Origin of the sequence: Halorubrum sp. SP9 (genome assembly GCF_005435015.1) — an archaeon.
Classification (GTDB): Archaea; Halobacteriota; Halobacteria; order Halobacteriales; family Haloferacaceae; genus Halorubrum; species Halorubrum sodomense.
The window spans coordinates 1-24,882 of sequence record NZ_SGXU01000036.1 but is presented as its reverse complement, the minus strand read 5'-3'; the positions used below and the strand labels follow the sequence as shown (position 1 = coordinate 24,882).

Here is a 24,882-nt window from a genome sequence, read left to right as displayed (position 1 = left end):
GGTACCGCGAGTTCCGCGAACTCGTGTTGACCGCCGCAGTCTACAACCTCGAACAGGCGCTCAAACAGTGACCCCGACGCCGTCATTGGATTCAACAAAGCAAACAGATGTGTACTGTCGATCCTCGAACGATTGGAACCCTGATTCGGCCTCAACCCCTGTGACCTCGCACTGGTGAGCCGCCTACTCGCTGTCGTCTGGCGCAGAGTGTTGATCTAGTTCTGGGTCGAATACGTCTTCATCCCACGCTAAGAACTCGTCTTCGTGCGTGTCGGCGACTCGCTCGATAATGTCGTGGAAGTTTCTCCTCACTTCGTCGTCATCCCGTTTCTGATGAGCTATCTGTAGGAGTACGGCAACGACATCGAGATGTCCGGGTGTCCCTCGATCCTCAGCATGGGTCACTAACTGATCAGCGGTCGATAGGGCCTTTTTTCCGTCGAATTCGGCCATCCGCGTGGCGAATCGGCTCACCGCAGCCTTTGTCGACTTGTCGGCGACAAGCGGCGTACCCGTCGAACCATCCTGACCGCCCACCCCACTGTCATCGATGAGCAGCCGAATGAACCGATTGCCGACAACGTTTGGCGCAACCGCCACAAAGCAACCGGCGGCGGCTGCCACGAACAGTTTGACACCCTCGTCGGGCCATCGTTCTAGCTCATCGAACACCCCATTACCAACCACGTCGGCGAGTTCTGGGAATTCTGGAGCAAGCGTTTCAACCGCGGCGAAGAGCGTTGCCCGAGTCAGTGCGTCCTCTTGAATGGCTGCCTCACTACCGTACACACTTGTGAACCGATCGTCATGTTGGAGGGCCTTCACGAATGCGTCTCCAACCCGCTGGGGGACAGCCTCTGGATTGTGCTGGACAACTCTCTGCAAAAATTGGATTGCGAACAGCGGCAGCGTCGGGCCATCTCGTTCAAAAGGACCGTTCAATGTGAGAACGCCAGGCCGGAGCGCTTCCCAGTTGACTTCATCACAGAGCGCGAGAAACGCACGAGCGGCGTCCCGCCTGACGGCGAAAGACTCTGCCCGAAGATGTGTCGCCAGCTCGACAGTGTATGGTTCAAGAAGCGCTGGGTCCTCCTGTGCGACTCGGGCAACGAACCGGAGGAACCCCTCACGGAGGTTCGATTCCGTTCGGTATAGATACTCCCGAAGGTCGATCGACTCAGCGACGAGCGTCTTCGCGTGGTCACCGTTGTTGGTCCGGCCGAGGATACCGTAGCCCACCGCTGTGAGATTCGCTTCCTGTGTCCCATCGGTATTCTTCGAGAGAGCGAGGAGGTGCTCAGCAATTCGCTTCGCGATCTCGTCAGCAGGTTCGTATTCTCCGGTGTCCATCGCCGTCGAAAGGAGGAGGGTGCCGGCGGTCGTCAGCCATGGATTTCCCTCATCCCCCGTCCCGTCACGGATCAACGATTCTCCTAACTCTGTTCGTAGCGGCGGGTCGACCGATGTGTTTGAGTTGATTTTGGCAATGACGCGAGCTGCCTTACACGCGGCTTTCGGAAGGTCTTCGTCGAGCGTCCCAACAACGCTGGCCTCTTCCAGCAGGTCGAAAAGATACTCGCTAGTCGCATCCCAAGCTCCCTTGCTCATTTTACCCTCTGAGAGGATACCGGCTGCGTGTTTGGACTCCTGGAAACCCCCTTCCTCAAACCCCCGTATCGCGGTGTTGAGTTCCTCGTCGGTGAGGAGTTGACCGTCCTCTATGGAAGTTTTCGTCGAGATCAGTTCAAGGCCGAGCTGTGGCACCGAATCAGGCATACCTGAACAGTCGACAAGCGTCCATATGGTCGTCATCGTAGCCGTGAACAGGGAACGGCAAATCGTGAGACAGGCGGCGAGTAACTTGATTGTACACCGACCGATGAAGAGTACGACGGGCACCCCGATTGGAATCGGGGTTCCTCAATAACTAACGTTCGAGTCGGTAGCATTGTCTGGACCGACTGTAGTCGGGTACATATTCAATATAGTCTGGGAAATTCCATTCAAAATTGTTTCGCTAAGCGCGGCTGTGCGGTCAACCTGGTATCACATCCGCCTGTATGATGAACTGCGATGGCAACGAACGAACCCGAACCGGCCGAGGGTGGTGAGAAGTCCGCGTCGATGAACGGCTTCGCAATACAGGCAATCCGGCAGCGAATCGCTAAACAGGCCAGCCGACAGGAGGACTTCCAGCTGTCGATGCGCGTCAAGACTAACCCGGACGAGGAGTCGGTGAAAACGTTCCAGCAGAAGCTGATTGAGTTCATCCAGCGGAAACTCGAGGCCGGTGACGTCCGGACCCCTGAAGCCGTGATAGCGCTCTGGGACGAACTCAACCGCATGGAGGAGATGCTCCGTAAGACGAGCGAGGAAATGGACGAGGAAGAGATGGCGTCCAACGACGAGAGCGAGGGACAAGATGGTGACGGTACCGACGCATCCGCGATCAACGAGCGGTCCTCGATGGACGACGAAGGCGCCGAATCCGAAGCGGACTCCGGTCAGTCCGAGGACCCGGCGTTCCACTGACGGCCTAACCTCTTTTTTTTGAGTGACAACACGTTCGCCGAACCAGTAATGTCGACTACGTCTGGGGCACGGTTGTTGGCTACCTCCGACACCGACTCGAGTATCGCCCTGACAGCAACAGGGCTGAAACCCGTTCGAGGGACGCTGTCTCTCACTATCGACCAATAGTCTGTCACCACGCAGTGGCGTACTCACACATGGAATTATCTTGGAGACTACCCTACAGGACAGACTATGGAACTGAGCGAAGCGTTCGCTACCTTCACTGCTGATCACTGGGAAACTATATCAAGATTTTTATGTTATAGTAATAGGAATTAGGTATGACGGAAGTTGATCAGGACGACGTCTCTATCGTTAACGAGTTCCAGTGTGAATCATGTGAGGACGAGGTCGCTCTCATACAATTCAAGGGCAAATATATGACTGTAGGCAGTGCGATCGTTCCTGCTCTCTTCGGTGTAGGAGGTTACTCCTTAGGTGGCTCTACAGGAATCGCTGCGCTGGGAACAGCAGCCAGTGCCAGTTGGCCCTTAGCAGCAGTTGGTGCTTTAGTCGGTACTTCAGCAGTTTACGTGGCAGGAGCGACGAAGGACTCACTACAGTGTCCCCACTGCGAGTCGGATATAGAAATAAAATAGCGGAGTAACGTATAATACTGCTATATTCACCGGGTCTACCGACTCCAATCATCAATTTTGGAGTCTCAACGAGTCCAACACCAGACTCATCGAACAGTATGTCGTACACGGAAACCAATTAGTCGTGCTGTAGGCTACAGACACCTACAGAGAAAATTCAGTAGAATACAAACCTCTTGAGGAGAGTTTCGTGAATCACGCATCCAAGTCGCGATGTCTAAGTCAGCCACATGCCTCTCAACCCTGCGAAAGCGAATTCAATACTCTGGGGTCTGGGTCCTTCTTAACGTACCTTCCATTCTCGTCGTTATCCATGGTGTGTTTCCAGAACCGCTGCTATCACAGTTCGTTTTCACGTACGGCGATCCACAGGTGGTGACTGTATGGACAGCGGCGGCAATTCACGATAGTCCTCGGCACCTCGCATCGAACCTCGCATGGTACATGGTTGTAGTCGGGCTCGCGTACACGTTGTACGCTGACTGGGGCCGACGCCGGCTGTTCTGGCTGCTGTACGGGAGCCTTCTGCTCTGTTAAATCCGATGACGGAACGGGTATCGCGATCGCTGAAGACATGATTTCTGACTCTTTGTTGCTGAGGAGTCTGATCGATCTAGCCAGCGATCTCGATCTTCTCCCTCTCTACCAAGAGCCCATCTCTGAATTCTCTCGGCAGCGCTCCCGAACCGAGTACAGAGCGACTCGATCCCGATGCCTTCTGCGGATTCAACAGAGCAGTCTTTTTCAAGTCGAGGTTTGTGAGCAATTCTCTGATGTAGCAGAGGCTATACCAGCTATAGCACGTTTAGCTTGCTAGTCGTCGCAATCTGAGCAGCACGTCTATTAGCGTCCCGACTATGGAGTCACTTTGCTCTTCATGGTCCACGTCTGAGACGATTGTCCGAACTCTCTCCGGATCCACTGTACATTCAATATCGGAGCGCATGACCAATTCATGGAGGAGATCTGCGATCTGTTTTTCAGCGACTGATTGGTCACCTTCCAAGACGGTTACTAACCGAGAACTTCGATCAGCGAGCACAGCCGAGGCTGCGTCAGTCAGGTCAGATAACACCCACGCAGCACGTTGAGGATCCCACGGATCTTCGACTCTTTTTCCCTCAACCACTCTGACTAATTCATCAATCGCGTACTCACGAACAGCCGCGGATTCAGTTAACAATCGATCGAGGGTAGCGATTGCCCCAGGACCGTCGAGATAGACGGGATGAGCAGCGTAGGCCAATAATGAATAATCAACGAGCATGTCCACAATCGGCTCAGGATTATTTTCTATCGTTCTAGGTGCTTCGTAAGTAATCATCGAAAGTACACTCGCAAGTTCTGTTCTACTCGGTGAATTGGATTCATATTGATAAATTAATTGTTGTACGGTGTCCTCAGACAAGAGTTGGTCGTCACCTCTCTGCACTCGCTCCTGAAGCATCTGTATAGCCCCGTTTCGAACCATCGGATGCTGACTGTTCAACGCCTCAGAGACGTTCACGTACAGATCAATGTCGTCCTCTGACCAATCGCTCAATTCTGAGAGCGCTTGATTAGTTTTAGAACGGACATACCAGTTGGTATCTGGATTCTGGACGAGATCTTCAATTGATATTAGTACTGTCTCGTTAACATCGGGTGCGATTCGGGGCAATAGTTCTGCCGCGCGGAGACGAGTCAGGCCTAAAGAGCTCTGTACTTTGAAACGCAACTGCTGGAAGAGTGCGGTCGCAAGGAGCTCATCGGACTCAACAAGCTGCTCCAAAATTCGATTTCTGCGCTGAAAAAATTGCTTGGAGTTAATCTCGTTTGACCATTCGTCTAAGCCCGGTTCACCTACCGTGTTCACGAGTGTTTCGGTGAGGGCGCTTCGTCTGGAAAGCGCTTTGTAATCAATAGCAGCCAGTATGGAGATGCTGGCTTGCCGTGGAACCATACCATTCTCCAACTGATGAAAGACCTCTTGAACAAGAACCTCTCTGTAGGTCGAATTAATCTCCATCAGACGGCTGACCACCGTATCGTAATCCCCATCAATATATGGAAAGTCAGTCTCACGCGAATCTCGGTCGGTTGTCGCTAGAATCTCCCGGATGAGATGGGGAATATGTGAGGGCTCTACCTCAGCGAGTTCCACACACTGCCACAGGGCCGCAGATCTGACGCCGTCATCACAATCCCGAAGCGCGTGGTGAATAGCGTGTAGCGCGATATCCCACGTAGTGTCCTCTTGTATACCAACCTGCACCAGTCCCTTCAAAACTGACGAGCGTACCTCTTCACTCTCGTCCTGTCGGAGCCGGCTCTGGAGGATATCGACTATGTCGGGGGAAATGTTGACACTCTCAGATGCGAGTTGTACGATTGTATCGGCCGTTTTGGCTCGTGTGTCCTCCGAATCGTCTTCCAAAGCCTTTCGTATCCAATCGGCGATCTGCGGGCTACCGTCAGTATCGGTGGCAACTCTATCAGCGAACATCTCTACGATTGTGCTCTTCTCGTGATCGGACGATCTGAGGAAAATCTCCCAGAGTTGGTCGACGAACTCTCGTCGGAATTCAGGGTCTTCTTCACCAGGTCTGACCTCTCTGAGAATCTCGAGGGTGGTTCCTGTATCGGCGCTCTCCTTGCCCAGCGCCTCAAGAAGATCCTCGAGTATCATAGTCCTTAACCGCTCATCCTGCTCTATGACGTTCGCAATCGCATCTCCGACTGGATTCGGCTTTGACGCCGTTATCTCTGGGACAGAGGCCTCATTCCCGGATCGGTCATCATAGATTTCGCTCTTGACAAGTCGGCGCACAGCCTCCTCGATATCGCCCCTCACCTGATCCAGTGCGCGGGGGACCTCACCCAGGCACCTGATCGCACGCAGTCGAACGACTCTGTCTTCCTCAGTTGTGAGCGTCGCCAGTGCCTGAGCGCCCAGAGTTGGATGCTGTCTGGCCACCGTTCCTATGGCCGCTACCGCAGCTTCCACATCACTTTGTCCGAATTCATTGCTAGACTCATTCTGGACCACTTCTCGCAACCCCTCGATAACTAGTGGGGCTGAGTCCTCACTTGTCGCCAGTCCTGCTTCGAATGCTCGGACAATATGCGGTGTCAGATACTCTAAGTCGTTTTCAATTGCGGTTATCAGCACCTCGGCCTCGCCGCAGAAGTCCCACAAACCGTTCTCGGCAGCCAGTTCGAGGATTTTTGCGGCTTGGGTTCGGAAGGGCTCGTGCTGTTCCTCCAGAATCAGCCTCCCCAGAGTGGGTGCCGCCTCCCGAAGTGTATGCGGTCGATCGTCCGCAATGGTACGGAGTACGGCCAGAGCCTCTCTTTGGACATCTTGTGAAAGCGATTCTTTACCGACCAGCATGTCGACCTCCGAGGAATCTCTGTTCAATTCACGATCTATCACACTGGATAGATAGTCGACCCGCGTCGAACCGAGACTAGGCACCTCGGCGACCTGCTTGATCACCTCCAACTCGGTCTGGAGCTTCTCAATCAATCGATCGTCGGGATCGGTGTGTGAGAGCCTTTCGAGGTCTGAAAGTAGTTGGTTTAATCCGTCTCGATCGAGCGCCGATACCCAGGTGGCGGAATCCGTCCGACCGACAGCCGAGTCGATCGCTAATTGGATAATAGCTCGTGAACGAGCTGATCTGGGCGAAAATACTGGTTCTAGACTCTCGTCGTCGCTCGGAACTGCTCCCGAATTCAATCGAATTGCCGCCCAAGCGACCCTCCCCTGTTCTTCTATTGTTGCCGCTTCCTCTTCAGTGACCGCACTCTCGCTGTTTTCTAAACTAACCGACGAGGTTTCCGTCACCAAGTCAGTGAAAATTACAGCGTCTGCCAATGGATACCCGATGCGGTCGGCTGCTATCGTTTCGAGGGCTCTCACGGCCGCTCGTCGTGGGCCTACTAGATCCGCGCTTTGTGTCACCTGGAATAACGTCTGGCCAACTTGGATACTTGTCTCCGGATAGTTGTAGCCCGTTCTCAGAAGTACCTCAATACCCTGCTCAAGAACCGCGCTGGACTGAGCCGAGTTCGTATCAGATTTCTCGCCGGTCAATTCTTCCTGAATGAGCTCACACACGAGCTCGACCGATTCGGCAGCCTGTATTGGTTTGTCCGACGCCTCTGCTAAGACTCGTTGCCATCGTACAGACCCCGTCGATCCCTCTTCCAGAGCCATGGCCAACTTGTCTTCGAGGTCTGGACTTCCTAGCATGACAACCTCTAACTCAGATATTGTGGAATATAGTGTAAGCGTGTCGACGGAACGGACTACTGTTCTCGGTACTCTTCCGCTGGGGCAGTCTATCTTGATTCAGGGAATGAATGATGCCGTACACGACGGGCATGAATTTAGGTGGCAGTTGATCTTTGCGCCTATACCCCACCTCCACACTCAGTATTTTTTAGCCGTTTATTCAGGTCCAGTCCGGATACCGTGTTTATACAGTGACAAACTGTTCAGGGAGTCACGCTGGCGGAAGGGCAACGCTTCTTGTTACGGCCATGCTGAGGTATACTAATGACAGAAGGCTCTGGAGATGATCCCGGACTCCCGGGCCCGTCTCGTAGTGACATCTCTACTCAGCCGGGTGGTACATCTCCACTCTCCCTATCCGAGCTACGAGAACTGCTCTCTGGTGAAGAGCCAACAGTTTCTTCACCGAAACTCGTGCCGGCGCTCGTGGCGACTCTTCTGCTCGATGGACGAGAATCAGCGGATTACAAGCGTCGTGCGCTCGCGGGCACAGTCCTTGCTAAAATAGAATCTGCGGATGTGTTGCGACCGTACTGTAGACATGTAGTCGTTGCACTCAAAGAATGGTTACAGACGGACCTCGCTGATACGGAGTCTCTCTTTGCGGATCAATATTCAGCTCCCAAACAAACACTCGGCGAAGCACTTGTCGAAGTGCTCACGACGGTCGTACGGTCTTCGCCATCCGACATGACAGCGTATACGCCCGTATTATTAGCCTACCTTCTGGATGAACGGGGCGAGGTTGAGCAAGTTCTCGTTGCGTTAGAGGCAATTGTCGACGCAGAGCCCGCTGCCATTCCGTCTGCTCAATTGGCCCAAGTCTTCGACACTGCGGATCCGTATCGGGTCGCCGCGGGCGCACGACTCCTACAAACGCTTGCCGCTCACGGACAGGCCGATGCTGTTCTGGATCGTATCTCGTTTGACTCACTTGAGCTCGCTCTGACGCATTCCGACTCCGATGTCAGTGGAGCGGCTGCGCGTACTCTTGCGGATCTTGCTGAAGCGGGCTACACCGGCCGAATTGTAGCAGAAATTGATATCTCTGCTTTTGAATCACCGCTACAACAGCAGGCTACTGACAGCTGTGTCACCGCCACTGCGGCGCTATGTGAGATTGTTGCCGCGGGGTATACGAGTCCCGTGGCGACGCAACTCGATATGGCGGCCCTCAATTCCACGCTTGAAGATCCGCAACCTAACGCCGTTGGTAATACAGCGATTGTGATTGGCTATCTGCTTGATGAGGAGCAGGACCGGGCTGTTCATCTCGCCGACGATATTGATCATCAGACGCTCGCAGAACTGCTATCACACGAATCAGAGTTCGTTAGAGAGAACGTCTCGTCAGCGCTGGGCTATCTTTTAGAATACGTGGATGCCGTAACTGTTGGGTCAGCAATTTCGCCGCGTGATCTTGAGCCACTGGTTACACATGGAGATCCGTCTGTCGCCGGGAACGCTGTTGCGCTGCTCAATGAGCTGTTTGCTGCCGGGTATATCGATCCGGTCCTCGCCGAGTTTGATCTGGTCAAGATATCCACGGCGTTATCGCAGAAGGATCCAATCCCGAGGGGTAACGCAGTTGCGACAATCGGCTATCTGGCTGAACATGGCTACGGCGGCGCCGTACTTGACACGATTCCACTCTCCGACTTAGCTGCGGAACTGGACGCAGAGGCCGACCATGTCCGTAGGAATGCTGCCGCCTCACTCGCAGATTTGGCCGAAGTCGGCTGTGCGGACGCGGTTATTGCCGCCACAGATCTTGAGATCTTAACAGCCCTATTCGAGGCTTCGGACCCATCTGTGGTTGAGAACGCAATCCTAGCGGTTGGCCATCTCGCTTACAGTGGCTATGCCGACGATCTTGCCCCCCATATCGAACCAGAGAGACTCACAAAACACCTCACACATCCAGACTCAGAGATCGCGAAAAATACAGCCACACTGATTGCCGCATTTAGCTTCCGCGGTTGTGTGGAGCTTGTTTTTGCCTGTGTCCCAGCCCTTCTGTCGGCGCTCGACGCTTTCTCGCATCCCAGAACGCCAGCTGTAGTAATGGCACTGAGCCATCTCTGTATCGGAGCCCCCAAATCGGTCATTGAATATGAGTCCGCCAATGTATTAGACGAGTTGCTCACTACCGCAACACAAACCGATCTCGCGTATATTATGGAGATTGACCCGGAGGAACGGCTCCTTCGAACTGTCGTCGCTGCTGCCTGTCATTCAATTGCTGTAGCGAACCCAACGATAGCAGCTGACCACCAGCCGTCGATCCGTCGGTTGCTATCGGTGCCACCGTATCTAGAACGAGCCGATAACGGGACGGCAACCACTCTGTTATTCGCTACTCTTCACCGGATTCCATCCAAGTCGACTATTGGCCCTGTATAAAACTCACCCAGAGGGACTCGAAGTACAAGTGGCACAAATACTCGCTTCAGAATTGAACGCCCCTCAGAGAGAATACCACAGTAATGAGTTCAGCGAATAAACGAATGTAATTCTCACCGTTAGCGCAGCTTACTGGCTAGCGGCTTGTGCGTAGATTTGGAGCAGTTTCTCCCGGACGGTCTCACCGAACATCTCCGGATCGTCTTCGTCGATACTCAGCGTTTCCCGGAGCTGATCATACTCTTCACTGGAAAATTGAAACAGCTGTGTCTTTGCGATATCGAGAGGATGTTTGTCAACGTTGCTGAGCGCCCTCGTAACAAGAGATGGGGAGCTTCTGCTACTAAGCATTTCATCAGAGTCGGGTCAACCGAATGACGGTCTTTCCATCAAAAGTCGGTCTTTTTCGACGAGCACGATTCTGGGCAGGAAGCTGCTCTTACAAATACACACCGTGTGTTCTTGTATGGGAAGCTGCCCACACTGTGAGTTCACTGGAAAAGCGGATGTCGAAGAATTGAGTAGTCATAACGGGGAAAACGACCAGTTCTACCGGGGTCAATTAGTGTGTCCGGATTGTAGCACTATTCTCGGTGCTGTCCAGTCGTACGGGATTGAGGGAGGAACTAACGACGGGGTGTTCTAAAGCTGATTTGACGCGGACATAACAAACGGTCCCTTCCAGTACGATAACAGAATCAGATCAACAAAATAGAGCCAATCGTTCAAAGTGAGAGGCCACTAGTGGACATGCCTCAACTCAAGTACTGAGGTATGAGGATTCGACTCTAGTGATGACCAGTTACTCGATGAATATCGTCTGAACGACCCAGCGAAACGTGATGTCGTTTCGGCCAAGATTAGGATCAAACTCCTCGAAACTAGAGTTGTCACTAATGGCTTCGAGTCGTGCGTCCTTCTTATCATGCTCATCATCATCTTCGTCTTGGTACAGCCCAACACGGAAGACCTGCTTACCGTGGGCAACCTGTTCCGCGTACTTGGTGAAGACCTCGTCGAGCTTCTCCTTCAGTTGAAAGTCGGAGCAATCGGGGGCTATCTCCATTGATTCGGCAATAAGACTACCTTCAATAACCAGCCCTTTCCCAACGCCAGCACCGAAGTCGTCCGGACGAAACTCACTAAAAGTGAGCTTTGGCGCGGTACAGCGCAGGTGCTCACTCAACTGTGCGTACGTATGTGCTGCCGTAGATCTCGCATCGAACGGGACCAAATCTGATTCCGCATCGGTCTCATTTCCGCCATCATGAGAGGGGCCAGACTCGGGGTTAGTACAGAGCTGATTAGTACGGACGTACTCAATCGCAGCCTGAACCTTTTCGGACTGGGGGTGGTGGAATGGGTTCACTAAGTAGTTACACATGGATTTGAACGGCACGAAGTACCAGTGTTCCGGCCGTGCCAGACGGGGGATGCGATACCCGGCGAGTAGATCACACAAAGCATCGAGGTCTCCATTGTCACTAAGATCTGGCGCAGTTGACATGGAAGCAAAGTGCGGCCGATCCATTGCTGCCCGGGCAATTGATGCGCCCTGAAGCGGCTCTTCGGAGTCCGCCAGTTCGCGGACAGTCATGAACACGTCGCGCTTGCGGGTTTGCCCCAGAAGACGCCAAGCCTTATTTCGGAACTCCTGCGGTGCCTCCGAATTAAGATTCCAGACCTGTTCCGTGGGTTCTCGATCGTTTCCACCGTCCGTAAGGCCTTCGTCCGACATACATAGATACATTTGGGTGATACAATCTCAGCAGTTCCACAAGCCACCTGTCTTCGAAAACTTCATATATCTATTTACTTCATGTTGATTTTGCGGAGAGAAGAATATATAAATCTTTCACAGAGTGGGGTTCTCCGGCGGCCCAGACTTATGTGAATTCAATTACCATGCTATGTCAACACGAGCGCGCCGAATGCCACGAAAAGGATCCCACTCTGGAAAGGATGAACAGAAAAAGGCCGGTGCTGAAAAGACAGAACATAACGACGGCATATCAGCAAAAATACAGAGTTACGAAAAAGCTTGCCACAGGTTCTACAAACTGGCAGGAAGTCACAATCTGATTACGTCTACAGATGATTCTCGACTTCCTGGTCAAGGGCCTGATGAACCTGACCGGGTACGAATCGCGCTCGATCAAATCATTGATCTATATCGACGGGAGACTATTCTCACAGATCGAGATGAAATCAAGGATCTAGTCTCCCGCCGAAAAGCAAATCCTGAAACCGGCTCCCAAGATTTGTTTGACAAGCTCCTCTCACATTCAATTCTTGTGCCCGTTCGGAGAGTTACCGGCGGTACCGATGATACGTATTTGATCCACGGCGATGTTGTCCGCTGGTTTCAGAGAGTCCTACACCAGGGAGCGGACATCGAAACAGATTCCGCAAGGCTGGAAGCAATCATGCGGTTTCTGACAAGCGAGGCGGTGCTTGACTCAAACAAAACTCCGCGAGAGATTGCTCAGAGTGCCTGGTTGTTTGGGCGAATGACCGCAGATGTCGAAACAGACGCTTTGGACAGTCGAATTACACATGAGGGGAAGCTGAAAGCGAATGAGAGTCCTGATGAGGGCTTCCTTCTACATGACAGATATGTTCCCGAGTCGAACTGGGGGGATCTGTACAACCAGTATATTCTTCAGGGGTGGCTATCAGATAGTGTCCAGCCAGCATCGAAACAGATGTACAAAGAGGATTTAGAGCAACACTTGAGTACTTTCTTAACGACAGCATTGTACGAAACAGGAGCATTTCAGGATATACGTAACGAGCTCGAATCCGAAGAGCGCTCAGGTACCGAAAAAAAAGACAACTCGACAGACACACCCACAAGTCTAGAAGACACCTCACTTGCTGAATATCGACGCGCTCTGGCTGGGCTTAACGAGAATTCTGATCTTTCAGAGCTCTCGAAGAAGCTACCGACTAAGGCATTAGAATTTGATACGGCAATGGAGGCTTCGCAAACGCGAACAGCCGCTTATTATGCGATTAGGAGTGATGAGGTGAGCCGATGACGGACGACCTATCCATGGCTCAAGCCGAAGACGAACCACCACTCGTTGAGGACGTCTGGGAAGACATTCTGGTTGAATTTGGATTTGATCGTGAGCGGGCAGCTCAGATCAAAAGGGCGGTTTTCGGGATGGGAGAACTAACGCTGACAGAACGGCAACCCGAAGAGATCAGACAGATTGTCGCCGACGAATTGGAGGCGCTCGATTTTGAGTCAGAGATCGGACCTCAGAGTGAAACACTCCGAGAGCTATTAAAAAGCTTCCTCGATGCTGGTCTCGAAGGGAAGCTGCTCGGGCCTGCGTGTGCACCGGGTGAAATTAAGTACGCGGCAGCAGATTCCCGGGCAACGGCGTTCGATTCAATCAGGAACCACGTCTCGAGATCAAACGTGTCCCTGGAAACAATTGATCTCTCACAATTCCCTTCTGATGATGAATCTGATGAGCCGTTAAACAAGGAAACAGCTGGCACTGAGATGTCTCCTTCACCTAGCTTCTCTCCCGCAGAACAGCGGTACACAACCGCGCGATCTCAGGCCACGGACCTAGAAGAGGTGGGGCGGTCTGGAGAAACATCGGACTCCTTGACCTCAGACACTGAGCGAATACTCGAATTCATCCACAATACGATAGATGATGACTCTCCAATCGTTCGGAAACAAGCTATGACCAGCCTGGCTTCGCTCGCCAGGGTACCCGGTGTCAGGTCTGACAGGCATATTGAAAGGTTAATTCAAGCGTACCAGAGTGAGCCGGATCCTGAAGTTAGGGCTACGATTGTGGCTGGCTTAGAGGAGTATCTAGAGGAAGATCAGATGTCTGGAGATAGGAGTTCAGGTGGCAAAAACAACGGTAGCACGGAAACGGATAAATCGGAGAATATGAGTGATGATCCACGAGACGCAGACACAAGTCCGTTCTAACAGCAAGACATATCTAAATTAAACATGGCAAATAGGGATTTACCGGACCTCAGACACGGGTTCAACATGGCAGTGAGTGAAGAGAACTGGCAATCAGGCATAGAACTTCCTGACTCACCCGGTCACAAGGACAGACCCGATTTACCAGAAGACATCAAAGATATTGAGAACCCACTCGCGACGGTCGCTCCGCAGGTAAGTCAGTTCGTGATCCGTGTCAGACCGGATAGACCAGTTCATCTACGGTATTTTCAGACATTCGGCTTAGCGGAAGAGATGATGCATGGTCGGCGGCATCAGTTTGGACTGACCAGAAGCCACCACCTGCTCCGGATGCAAAGTATCAGGGCACTGTTTGAGTTTATAAACGGTGAGAAAGACCTCCAATCGACTGGACAACGAATCGCCAGAGTCGAAGACGAAATCGAAATGCTACATGAGGAGCGGTTCTCATTTCTCGAAGGGGTCGACAAGTACCTGTGTCAATCAGTGATGTCCGAGGAGGGCTACCTGGACAGACACATTAAACAATACCAGTCGTTAAAACCAGAACTGGATACAACTACTGTTGAGAACCGATTCGAGAGGCTGCGAGACCATCTGAACACACGGGCTCGGGAAGAGGCCCCAGAGGTTTACGATACCCTCGCCGGACTGGAGGCCGAGTATGGCCGTCGAGTCACAGAAGTCATCGCAGACGCCGCTTTGGATACTCCATATCTCGTCGGACCGCATAACATCGATGGCTTCGATACAATTGCCGTCAGCGAACTAGATCTCGATCGGCGCTTCAACGCAGCAGTCGATGCAGCACATGCTCTCGACCCTGATGATGTGGATGACAAGACGGCAGAGGGTCTGCTTGCTGATATTGGTGCTGAACTCAACGATCCAGTACAGGATCCAGAAGCGGTTCATCCTCGTGAACTCAATCTCCCACTTCTGGATATCCCACAAAAAGTCGATTCTGCTGAGACGCTTAGAAACAAGTACGACGTTATTATGGAAGCTCCAACTGAGATGGGGCAAATCATTAATGCTGCTTTCAGATTCACTGGCAACTTCGGTGGTGTCATATACAAAATTGAGACGCCAGACAAAGAGGAACCCCAGCCGAACTGGCTGGTTAATCCACTAATAGCAGACGAGGAAATACCGAGCGACGGGCTCGGAATCCCCATTGAGTCCGCTGATTCGTACAAAGAACTCTGGGAGTGGGTCTACGCCGGTGACCGTCTGCTGGATTCGATTCTGATGAAAGTTGGACGCCACACTGAACCGGATATCGGATGTCCACTTTGTGGAGTTTCGGTTTCGGGAAGTTGCCATCCGGATGGTTGTCCACTCGAATCCAAGATATCCACACTTGAAGCCCAGAAGTTGGATCTCGTCAAAACCATCGAAGACTGTCGGAACTGAGGGAATTTTGGGAAGACAGAGTTAGGCAATATCAAAGAGGTTCCCCGACAAAAGTCGGGTAGCCGGAATCGCTCATATACGAATCGGACAGATCCCTCCTGACCGAGTTCGTTGTTGGTTCTCCTATTTTCCCATTCTGGACCGCTCACAGAGCCATACTACAGGGGCTGGTATGCTGAATTGGATATGGTCGTCAGTTCTAGTGGACGACTCAACCGATGTACACGTCGCGATACCGCCGAGCAGCAGTGTACAGACAACGACACACCGCAGCCTGGTCGGTGATCCAGGCAAGCCGACGCAGAACCTAAAATCAAACAATGGGACAGCTTGTTACCGTCGAAAACCAGGAAATTCCGATCGAAGACGATACGACCGCAGCCGAACTGAAAGAACAGGCCGAACTCGATGAAAACGCTGTACTCACATATCGTGGTGAGGACGGGTTTGAGTCACTCAACGATGACGATGTGGTCGCAGAGCACGTTGATGAGGGTGAACAACTGAATCCTCAGCCACTGGCTGAAGACAACGTCTTTGGTGATCTATGACGCTGGCACGCACACTGAATGATGTTCGCGAATTAAAACAGGAACTACAAGAGGAATTTAGTGGGAGACTCCAATATGATCTCTCGGAGAGCCGTGAGATCAGGATTGATGGGTTTGCTTTTCCTGATGGATGGCAGCACCGTTCAGGGGGACGTCATGGCCCCCTCCTGATTGAGATTCCTGAAAAGTACCCAGAACATCCACCCCGCGTCTACATCGCCGATGACATGCGGTATAATGGATCTAGGCCACAGTGTATGGCCCCAGCTAGGGTTGACTCAACGGCCGAATGGGCCCCGTTGAGTCTGCTCGGTAATCAAAGAGCTTGGAACCCAGATTCGGATTCCCTCGTGACCCTATTTGACCAGCTTGAGCGAGTGCTGTCGAATCCTATCGGGATTGAAGATCAGAAAGGCAATACTGGTGATAGTAATGACTGATGAGGATTCAGGCCTCCAACAACAGGCTTCTGGGGAGGTACATACGGTCCGAACTGAGCCAGTAACCGAGGGTGAGACATCCGAAGAAGAGGACGATCGACCTCAAGAAAACACCGATTCTGCGACGGAGCTACATGTGAATGGATCCACAGTTCAAGTCGAACCCGAACAAACCGCAGGGGAACTTCGTGAAATGGTCGGTATCGATAGTGGCGAGGTCTTTACCCATCGATCAGGCGATGGAATCCAGGCACTGTCTGATGGCGATGTGTTAACTGAGCATGTCGAGGACGGTGCTGAACTCCACACGCAGCCACTTGCGGACTCACTGGTGTTCGGAACGCCATGAATCCTCAACGCGTCATTCCAGAGGTACAAGACCTCCACGAGATGATCAAGCAGCGGCAGAACCCGATAATGTCGTATGACCTAGCGGATGAGCTTGTGGTCAAGATCGAGCAGCTCAAATTTCCTGACGGATGGGAAAATAGCGATGGAGCCCAGTTCGGGGATGTGATTTTTGACCTGAGCTCGACCTACCCGCGCAAGCAGCCGAAGGTGTACGTCAGTGATGACATGTCCTATCGGGGCGGTAGTCCACATGTCCTGTACGCACAGTCAGTCGCACCAGATGGGTTCACCAAGTATTGTATCCATACCCTATCCGACTGGGACCCTGACAAGCACAGCCTCAAGACGATGTTTAACATCCTAGAGATATCGCTTGAAAACCCGAAGGCGAAGAACCCGCTACAGGAGGCCTAAAATGTCTGAATCACGGGCTGTAGCTGTTGACACGGGGACAACCAGCAGGGAGCTCGAACTCGTCTTAACTGCTACCCAGTTAGAACGCGTGCGGGAGTGGACACTACAAGAAGATGGTGTCGAACGGTTCGCATACATGTACTGTGAACCGACAGAGAACCGCCTCTTAGTCCGGGAAATTGATCCCATTCCAGCAGAGGACTGTGCCGTCATGGAATCCAGTGCGGTCCGTCCAGAGCTTTCCATCGAGCGGGAGCGGCTTGGTGATGCTATGTCAGATGGTCTGGTTCCGATTATGGTTCATAGCCACCCTTTCAGTCAGAATCCCGGATTCAGCAGGCTGGACGACAACATCATGGAGTCTTATCGTGACTGGCTGGGACAGCTTTACCCAGAGGTTCCGCTGGGGTTCATCGTCATAGGTCACGCGGGTGTTGACACTGCGATTTATACCGACCCCTCCACGCCCCGACGTGAGAAGCTCCCGATTAGCGTTGTCGGTGAGTGGATGCTAGAGACGCCACTGGACGCTCCCGAGGTTGAACGAGACCGATCGATCGATGGTGAACGGTATGATCGTTCGATCCGAGCTCTTACTGATACCGGCCAGAAGCAGATCGCCAATACCCGAGTTGGAATCGTTGGTCTTGGTGGCTTGGGCTCGATGGTAGCACTCCAGCTGGCACGCTTCGGTGTTGAAGACTTCGTCTTCGCTGATCCAGACGTGGTCGAGCGGTCGAATCTCCCCAGAATATATGGGGCTACCAACTCCGATGTCGGCCGTCAGAAGGTCAATGTGGTTGGAGAACAGGTTGCCAGGGCTAATCCCGAAGCCACTGTGGAAGCCTACCCGGCCAGGGTCCAAGACGTCCCTGAGTCAGACTTGAGCAACTGTGACGTCATCATTGGTGCCGTCGACAGGCTTGACGCTAGGCTCTACTGTAACGAGTTCGCTATCCGCCATCTCCGATACTACATTGATGGGGGCGTTGCAATTGAAACTGATGATTCCGGGCGAGTCACAGATGAACGTGGCCTCATCCAGCTTGTTGCGCCGGGGGCTAATGCATGCTTGGACTGTATGGGGCGGAATGACGCTGAACATCTCCGGATCGAAGAGATGTCTGAAGAAGAGATTGACGCGGACATCCAGCGCGGGTACCTCGAAGAGGATGTCCTCGCCCCAGAGCCTGCGATTACCCCGTTAAACGGCCAGGCAGCCTCATTGATTACTCGGCAGTTTACCAAGCTAGTCACCGATTACTCACCACCAGCTGACTTCATCCGTTTTGATGGTCTAGACGACGAGTTAGTCGCTGTCGGGACTCATCCTTCTGAGGGGTGTATCTCCTGTAGTGCCGGCGCAGATCTTGCGGCTGGTGAACGGTCGTTTGATCGTAAAGATCTCGTTGGGGGCGATGGAGAAATTGAAGTTGATTTCACCGATCCGATGGATGCGCCCGGAGCCGACTCTGCTGACTCTCAGACGATCGACCAGTCGGTGGTTGACCAGTCAGTTGGGGAGGAAACCGGCGTGTCTGAGGGCACCGGATCTGCCAGTCAACCAGCGCCAGAACCGGAACCGAAACCAAAAATTCGAGGAAACGCTGATAGTTCACAAGAAAACGAAAGCGGTGAAAAAGAGTTGGACGTACCTGAGCCTGAGAATGGTTCCTCTGATCGCTCGCTTGCTGGAGCGCTGTTTACCGCTACACAGCGAGCGGTTCGAGAGCGATCTGAGCCGCTCACACTGCTGTTCTTGATTGCGGTGGTACTCAAATTGCTCCGTGGTAGACGCTGAATGATACCTATTTTTTAATCCATGTTCTGCGGTGTTGCCACGTATCGGCTACGGCACTCGGGAGTAGCCACTGCTGTCTGAGACATTTTATCGGGACTGTCGATATGAGCTGGGATAAGAGCCCAATACAGATCAGCTAGTCACCTCCAGCCAAACTGCTACCGGGGGGATTTGAACCCACCCCTCTCAATATCTGATGAGAGCCGTAGAATCAGGAGTTGAAACCGATGAGCCCAGTGGTCCTTTGGGGAGTGTAGTTGATGAGTCCAGCCTCAATTCGATGACGTTGCTGAAGTCGCGATATACAGATTCGTGAGCAGCAGTCTGAGCTTGATGTAGACCAGCCATTCAGTGCTGCTGTGAAATTCCAGCAGCTAGCCTAAGAATCTGGTCAACCTTACTGGCCTCTCTTGGTTGGAACTATTCTGTTTCGAGCTGATCAACCTCGAGATGATCTGTCTTAGAGGGATCGATGAGATCGGAGATCTGATTGAGTGTTCAGATTCAATGGAGAAGCAATACCTCAGTGACGGGCAGCTCAACGCATTTAGCACAGCGTGAAACGGCGTTGAGCTACCACCGTCCACCACGGGAGACGGTTTGACACAAACAATTACCACGAACTAACTGAAACATTGACCGAGATGGGTCCTGGCGACAAAGGCAGCGAAGTGGCGAGCGATCTTCAAGCGCTTCGCGAGAAGCGCCGTGAGCTGGAAGCCATTGAGGGAGATTTTAGATATAGCCAGGAGTCGCTTGCTACCATATGTGACCTTGTCGCACCGGAATTGACCAGAAACTTCGCAGAGGTGGAGAACGTAAGCGGAAAGACTGCCCTCTCTGTCGAAATCTGTGAACTGGGCCTTAGTATTCTGGCCAGTTTCACCGTGGACTGTCCCAAAAAGGTAGCTCCCCGTACTGACTTTCTCGCACAAGCACTCTCATTTGAACCCTCAGAGGATGCTCGAGTCCTCGCAGCAGATTGTCTCCGGATCATCGCTGAGGAAGACGCCTCAGAGGTAACCGAGGTTTTGGTTCATTTATTTGATGCGGTGAATGATTCGTCCTGGAAGGTTCGACAGCACAGTCTTTCGGCGTTGGCTGAAGCGCCTGAGCAGGCAGTGGACTTGCCGGAGGTTGGAACTGCGATAGAGGCGCGGCTGGAAGACGACATGTGGTTAGTGAGAGCCGCAGCAGCCAAGACAGTCTCAGCCCTCGGAGTGATCAGCCCGGAATCGGTAGAAACGACGCGAGAGCAACTGATTGCGGCCCTAGGGGATGAGGAACCGGATGTACGTCGTGAAGCGGGTGTTGCTCTGGCCAGAATCGCAGCTGGTGACCCACTCTCGACGGTCAAAAGAATAGACCGGCTCGCTATCGAAGGATCTCCACCACGTAAACGCGCTGGAGCACTACGATGTGCTGATGAGCTCTGTTCCCGGTATCCCGAACACTCTACTCAGTTGACTAGCACGGTCGTTACAGGCCTGTTTGCCGAGAGCGAGAAAGTTAGATCCGCGGCGGCTGATGTTCTCGAAACATTTGCTTGGTTACTCCCAGACACTCGTGATCGTATCGTTGACGAACTTATTGAGGCACTTGACGATGATGACTGGACGGTCTCTTCTGCAGCTGCGAGGGGTCTTGCGATAATTGCTGAAGGCTTTCCTGAGCGTGCAGAGGCGTTCGTTGATCCACTTCTATCGACACTCTCCCGTGACAGCGTACTCACGAGGTATTATTGCGGCCGATCGATCGCCCGTTTTGTTGATGCTGTCCCAGAGGTATCAGAAAAGGTCGAAGCTGAACTCACCAACAGGTTGATGAACGGGTCCTTAGAATTGCGCAAAAGCGTTGCTTCAGTCTGTCATGAGATGGATTCTGGTGAGCGTCGGTACAGTACCTCAATCTTATCCAACCTGACCCGTGAGTTGACCACTGGATCGCCTGACGGGCGTGCTGGTGCGGCCGGCGGAATCGCGGCGATGGCGTACGTAGGTCCGGAACTGCTAGAGGGATGTGATCCGAAAAAAATAGCCCAGCCGCTGCTAGCAGAACGTAGCAGAAACTCGACGGCTAAAGAACAGTATACGAGGCAAATGATCGCTGCTGCTGTTCTATTCGCGATTGAGGGGGATGTATTCAATACTGTTCCAGGTGTTGTTCGGGAGGCACGTGCCATCCTAACGGAAACTGGCACTAACGCGTCTCCCGAAGTACGGATATTTGCTACCCGAGCTATTGGCCAAGATGCGGTGTTTACTCAGTGTGAGTCTCCTGAATCTGTTGTCGAATATCTACTGGAGATGCTGTCAGATCCAGAAGACGAAGTCCGTTTACGAGCGGTTAGTGGTCTAGCAACTGCCACAGAGCACTATAATTCGATCGTTGCCCAGCATCTTGGTGCGCTCGAAAACGCAGTTTTTGACCCGGTTACTGATTGTCGGAGCGCAGCAGTAGATGCTATTGGGAATATTGGAACGCAGACCCCTCGGCTCCGAAGACGGTGTCTGCGATCCCTTGCTTACGCCCTACAAGATGAACCATGGCAAGTTCAGTCCGAAGCTATAGCAGGATTTCACGAGATTGCGACAGTCGAAATAGGTGTTGTTGTTCCCTATCTATCTGTATTAGTTAACTGCCTTCATCATCAACACGATCTTGTCGGTGAGCGCTCCGCAGACACCATATCAAGAATCATCCGCTCGAGACAAAGCATTCAGATTAACAGAGCATTGGTACCAGACTTAGAACGGCTTTTGTCCCACCCTCAAATCACGCCAGGTGGGAGAACAATTGCTGTCGAGCTATTGAGTTTAACCCCCAGTCAAATGGAAGGTTGAGTCAGTATTGACTGGAAAGTATATGTATCTCTTATATATCAATTCGTGTATTGGACTGGCGATATACAAGGAGACCAGTCGTTAATGTTCGGCCACTTTCAGATAAGTCAGAGTAAGAGGCTGACTGTGGAATATTATCCATAATTTCTGAATTCATACAAAGGTCATTTAGGAAAGTGGATCGGTCGATTTGGAGTTCAGACATCCCTTCGAGTACCGACGCCCCAGTAGCAGTACAGCTTGAAAGAATTGTGAGGAAAGCATCTTGGAGTGCGGCTTCAGGCCCCTCCATAGGCAATTCCTTCGCCATTCTGTTGAACACCTGTTTCTTCTCCTCGAGTATCATAAGTGAATCATTTTCAATATCCTGTACCAGGTGATTTATTGTGGTCATCCACACATCTTCCTTGACTGTATTAACACAGATTTCACCGATAGTTTCCACACATTTCGCTTCAATCGAGGCATTATTATCAGAGAAATCTGATGAAAGCGCGGGGATTAACTGTAACCGGGTTTCGTGATCAAAGTTCTCCGCGTGTTCAGCAAGCTCAGCAATCAGATCTCGTCGAAGCTTCAATTCCCCTTGTCTCAGTGTTTTCTCCACAACAGTTGAGAATGCCAAGCCTGATCTAAGGTTAACATCAATTTTCCTATGTATTTCTGAATGTGTTTTATTAGTCACAAAGCGTGCCAGACGCGGATCAGCATCGCCTACAGCAAAATTAACCAAGGCAAGAATGTCAGCAGAAGTTGTATCGGAATTCGGGGGAGTAAGAGGGAGATTATCCATACTCCATTCGAAGCCGATTTTGACAAGTTGACGGTTTGTCTCTATTTCTGACAACAACATATCTTTTGATTCCTTTGTGTCAAGCTGAACCAAACTGGCCAGAGCGAAAACCTTGATACCAAGATTTTCGGATTCACTCAGATTTTCAAGCAGTACATGTACCCAATCTACTCTGTCATCGCTATCCGTCGCTTCGAAGTATTCATGACAAGTACGTAAAGCCGATAGCTGAGTCGGGACTTCTGCCCCAGATGGCTCACATACCTCGTTAAGCATCTGGAACACCCTATTTTGGAGTTCATGTGACCTCTCTGCGATCCACTTACCGGGGATACCGTCGATAGTCGCAGTACGAACAACGGTGTGAGTATTCTGTAACCCAGCTTGGATCACTTCGACGGCAGTATCTTCCAGATCCTTATCGAGTGAGCACAAGAGTAACGGATATTTCATGAAAATCTCGGCTGCTATTCGAGATTCCGTATCCACGATTGACCGAACAGTCTCAAGAACTAGTTCTTGAATCCGGCGATTACTCGAACGAGCAGCAATATTCATGATTGGACTTCGGGCACCATACAGTGGTGTTCCAGTCTCAGGGAGTAAATCGTTCTTCAGGATATCCAGCGCGTTCCGAGCGAGCTGTATGGAGCCAGATCCTGCCACGGTTTCGCCGATTGCTAGCGCAGCTGCACCCCGGATCAAATAGTTATCCAATCGAAGTCCTTGTTTTAGTTGGGACACGAGGTCCTCACACAATTCCGGATCATTAATCCTCTCGGCTACTTGCGCAATTCCCCAGAATGAACTGTGTTGTATGAATAGATTATCGGACGCTTGGCCAATAGTAACAAGACCATATATCGCCTTTCGTTTTATTTTAGTTCTAGGTGTATTCTCGAATATACGTTTTAATTCGAGTAGGCACATCATTTGAAAGTGGGTCTTAGAACTGTAAATAGCCGCAGATATGACATTTTTATAATCCTGGAAATAAGCAGGATTATCTATATCAGCGCCGACTTCAAGTAGGGACGAAAAAAAATCGTCATCTGATAGTCCCCAGCCCCTCAACCCTGCTTCATAAACAGACATCGCCTTAGCTGGATCAACCGATTCCATATTTTCCTCTATATCTTCATGTAAAGTACTCAACACCCTCTGTATCTCGCCGGTAGACTCGGCAGATTCCATTTCAGATAGAATCCCTTCAATCGCGTCCTCAGAGAGTGTACTAAAACCGTTTTTTGCTCCGATTACTCCGTGGCTACCCAGCGCAAATATACGCTGTTGGCCTTCATAATGCTCAGCAAGCATTCTAAGGGCTTCACCTGCCTCTTGCTGTGCGTTGGCTGAGATATCCATAGAAGCAAATTCTCGTAGTGTCGCGACAACGGCTACCTGGATCCCATTTGAATCAGTAGCTTCCCCCACAGTCCGAACTGCCCGGATCACATCTAATGAGTCATCGTTTGGGAGTAGATCTTCTGAGCAGAGGTGCTGGAGCGTGTCGAGTAGCGAGAGTGTGATGTATTCAACGGATTCGGATCGTACAGAGCGGTTCAGTGATGTGAGATGAGTAGTCAGTGATTCTGGAGACGATTCAGCAGTCTGTCTGAATATCTTGGCACATATTTCTCGGATTTCGGTGGTGTACCGATCAATTTGAGCAAATTCATCGACAGTCGATACTGGGCGTTCAAGCTCGTCAAAATAAATGCTCCAGATTATGTCTAGCGACTCCGTGACTGGTTCAGACTCGTCTAATGCCTTTGAGACGATATATCTGCGTGATCTAAGTTCTGCTGGCGAATCATGGGGCTCTGCTGCTGCCCTTAGCTGTTCTTTGATTGTATTCGATGGTCCAGAGCCACTTGCCATCTAGTAACACGTGCTTGTTTCTTATTCATAATAAATGGCTGTACCGGCTCTGTTGGCTCTGTTGAAATCCTATCTTTGGACATATTACCATCTGAAACAGCCGGTCGGTAGAGAGTGCGAACTGAAAATTGTGAGCGAGAAGCTGTTACGAGTATTCGGGTAAACATACTAATACATCAGAGGACAGATGATAGTCTGTAATCAGATGGTTGAACAGTGAATCAGTCACCAGATAGAAAAATCAGGATCCAGTGTAACTGTGGCAACTGGATTGAAACCGATAACGAAGTGAGTCGAGTAAACTGTGAATGTGAAAACACATTCGTAGTCACTGTCACAGATATGAGTCTAAGATGGACCCTAGAAATACTCTTAATTTGATCGTTCTCTGGGCTGGCTGTACTAAGCGATCCGTGCGTGCCCTCTACTGACCCCATCCAGGTCAGAATGTGTCATTCCCTAAGGATTTCAACAGAGCCGTAGTGTTCAATATTAGTTAATAGAATGGATCTACAGGTAGTGTTCAGATAAGCTGGTTCCATGCGAAAGCGAATGCTTGAAGCCAATTTT

The 24,882-nt window shown here is 51.5% G+C and carries 17 protein-coding genes; 12 read left to right on the top strand and 5 right to left on the bottom strand.

From position 1 onward, the window contains the following. Window positions 1-183: 183 nt before the first annotated feature. Entirely contained in the window at window positions 184-1,776 is a 1,593-nt protein-coding gene (locus EXE45_RS14285; RefSeq protein WP_137694728.1) for a hypothetical protein, read from the bottom strand. 297 nt (window positions 1,777-2,073) lie between these two features. Between EXE45_RS14285 and EXE45_RS14280 the strand changes: the two genes are divergently transcribed. Both EXE45_RS14280 and EXE45_RS14275 read left to right on the top strand, forming a co-directional pair. Continuing rightward, window positions 2,074-2,532 (top strand): hypothetical protein, encoded by a 459-nt coding sequence (locus EXE45_RS14280; RefSeq protein ID WP_137694727.1) that lies wholly within the window; start codon window positions 2,074-2,076, stop codon window positions 2,530-2,532. 323 nt (window positions 2,533-2,855) lie between these two features. Continuing rightward, a complete protein-coding gene (locus tag EXE45_RS14275) occupies window positions 2,856-3,173 on the top strand; it encodes a hypothetical protein (RefSeq protein ID WP_137694726.1) in 318 nt (105 codons plus the stop codon). An 805-nt stretch (window positions 3,174-3,978) separates the two neighbouring features. Here EXE45_RS14275 and EXE45_RS14270 read toward each other — a convergent pair. Then, window positions 3,979-7,410 carry a HEAT repeat domain-containing protein gene (locus EXE45_RS14270; RefSeq protein WP_137694725.1) on the bottom strand — a complete coding sequence of 1,144 codons (3,432 nt, stop codon included), beginning with the start codon at window positions 7,408-7,410 and terminating at the stop codon, window positions 3,979-3,981. A 306-nt stretch (window positions 7,411-7,716) separates the two neighbouring features. Here EXE45_RS14270 and EXE45_RS14265 point away from each other — a divergent pair, with 306 nt between their 5' ends. Further along, on the top strand, window positions 7,717-9,855 hold the full coding sequence (locus tag EXE45_RS14265; RefSeq protein ID WP_137694724.1) for a hypothetical protein: 2,139 nt from the start codon (window positions 7,717-7,719) through the stop codon (window positions 9,853-9,855). Between the two features lie 129 nt (window positions 9,856-9,984). Here EXE45_RS14265 and EXE45_RS20760 read toward each other — a convergent pair whose 3' ends face one another. Together EXE45_RS20760 and EXE45_RS14260 are read right to left on the bottom strand one after the other, a co-directional pair. Then, on the bottom strand, window positions 9,985-10,206 hold the full coding sequence (locus tag EXE45_RS20760) for a hypothetical protein (RefSeq protein ID WP_206750473.1): 222 nt from the start codon (window positions 10,204-10,206) through the stop codon (window positions 9,985-9,987). A gap of 451 nt (window positions 10,207-10,657) precedes the next feature. Next, window positions 10,658-11,593 (bottom strand): hypothetical protein, encoded by a 936-nt coding sequence (locus tag EXE45_RS14260; RefSeq protein ID WP_137694723.1) that lies wholly within the window; start codon window positions 11,591-11,593, stop codon window positions 10,658-10,660. Window positions 11,594-11,786: 193 nt separating this feature from the next. Here EXE45_RS14260 and EXE45_RS14255 point away from each other — a divergent pair, with 193 nt between their 5' ends. From EXE45_RS14255 to EXE45_RS14215, 9 genes are all read left to right on the top strand, one after another. Next, the gene (locus EXE45_RS14255) at window positions 11,787-12,896 is read left to right on the top strand and encodes a hypothetical protein (RefSeq protein ID WP_137694722.1); all 1,110 of its coding nucleotides are present in this window, start codon (window positions 11,787-11,789) and stop codon (window positions 12,894-12,896) included. Next, complete coding sequence (locus EXE45_RS14250) at window positions 12,893-13,819, top strand: HEAT repeat domain-containing protein (protein WP_137694721.1); 927 nt, start codon at window positions 12,893-12,895, stop codon at window positions 13,817-13,819. The genes EXE45_RS14255 and EXE45_RS14250 overlap by 4 nt, the downstream gene beginning before the upstream one ends. Before the next feature lie 66 nt (window positions 13,820-13,885). After that, entirely contained in the window at window positions 13,886-15,238 is a 1,353-nt protein-coding gene (locus EXE45_RS14245; RefSeq protein WP_137694720.1) for a hypothetical protein, read from the top strand. Between the two features lie 320 nt (window positions 15,239-15,558). Next, the gene (locus tag EXE45_RS14240) at window positions 15,559-15,789 is read left to right on the top strand and encodes a hypothetical protein (protein WP_089309221.1); all 231 of its coding nucleotides are present in this window, start codon (window positions 15,559-15,561) and stop codon (window positions 15,787-15,789) included. Beyond that, entirely contained in the window at window positions 15,786-16,229 is a 444-nt protein-coding gene (locus tag EXE45_RS14235) for a ubiquitin-conjugating enzyme E2 (RefSeq protein ID WP_137694719.1), read from the top strand. Before EXE45_RS14240 ends, EXE45_RS14235 begins: the two co-directional genes overlap by 4 nt. Then, on the top strand, window positions 16,222-16,578 hold the full coding sequence (locus EXE45_RS14230; protein ID WP_137694718.1) for a hypothetical protein: 357 nt from the start codon (window positions 16,222-16,224) through the stop codon (window positions 16,576-16,578). The genes EXE45_RS14235 and EXE45_RS14230 overlap by 8 nt, the downstream gene beginning before the upstream one ends. Further along, window positions 16,575-16,994, top strand: coding sequence for a hypothetical protein (locus tag EXE45_RS14225; protein ID WP_137694717.1), 420 nt, complete (start codon window positions 16,575-16,577; stop codon window positions 16,992-16,994). The genes EXE45_RS14230 and EXE45_RS14225 overlap by 4 nt, the downstream gene beginning before the upstream one ends. Window position 16,995: 1 nt before the next feature. Then, window positions 16,996-18,795, top strand: a complete 1,800-nt coding sequence (locus tag EXE45_RS14220) for a ThiF family adenylyltransferase (protein ID WP_137694716.1) — start codon at window positions 16,996-16,998, stop codon at window positions 18,793-18,795. Window positions 18,796-19,439: 644 nt separating this feature from the next. Beyond that, entirely contained in the window at window positions 19,440-21,638 is a 2,199-nt protein-coding gene (locus tag EXE45_RS14215) for a HEAT repeat domain-containing protein (protein ID WP_137694715.1), read from the top strand. 31 nt (window positions 21,639-21,669) lie between these two features. Here EXE45_RS14215 and EXE45_RS14210 read toward each other — a convergent pair whose 3' ends face one another. Then, the gene (locus EXE45_RS14210) at window positions 21,670-24,312 is read right to left on the bottom strand and encodes a hypothetical protein (protein WP_137694714.1); all 2,643 of its coding nucleotides are present in this window, start codon (window positions 24,310-24,312) and stop codon (window positions 21,670-21,672) included. Window positions 24,313-24,882: the final 570 nt, after the last annotated feature.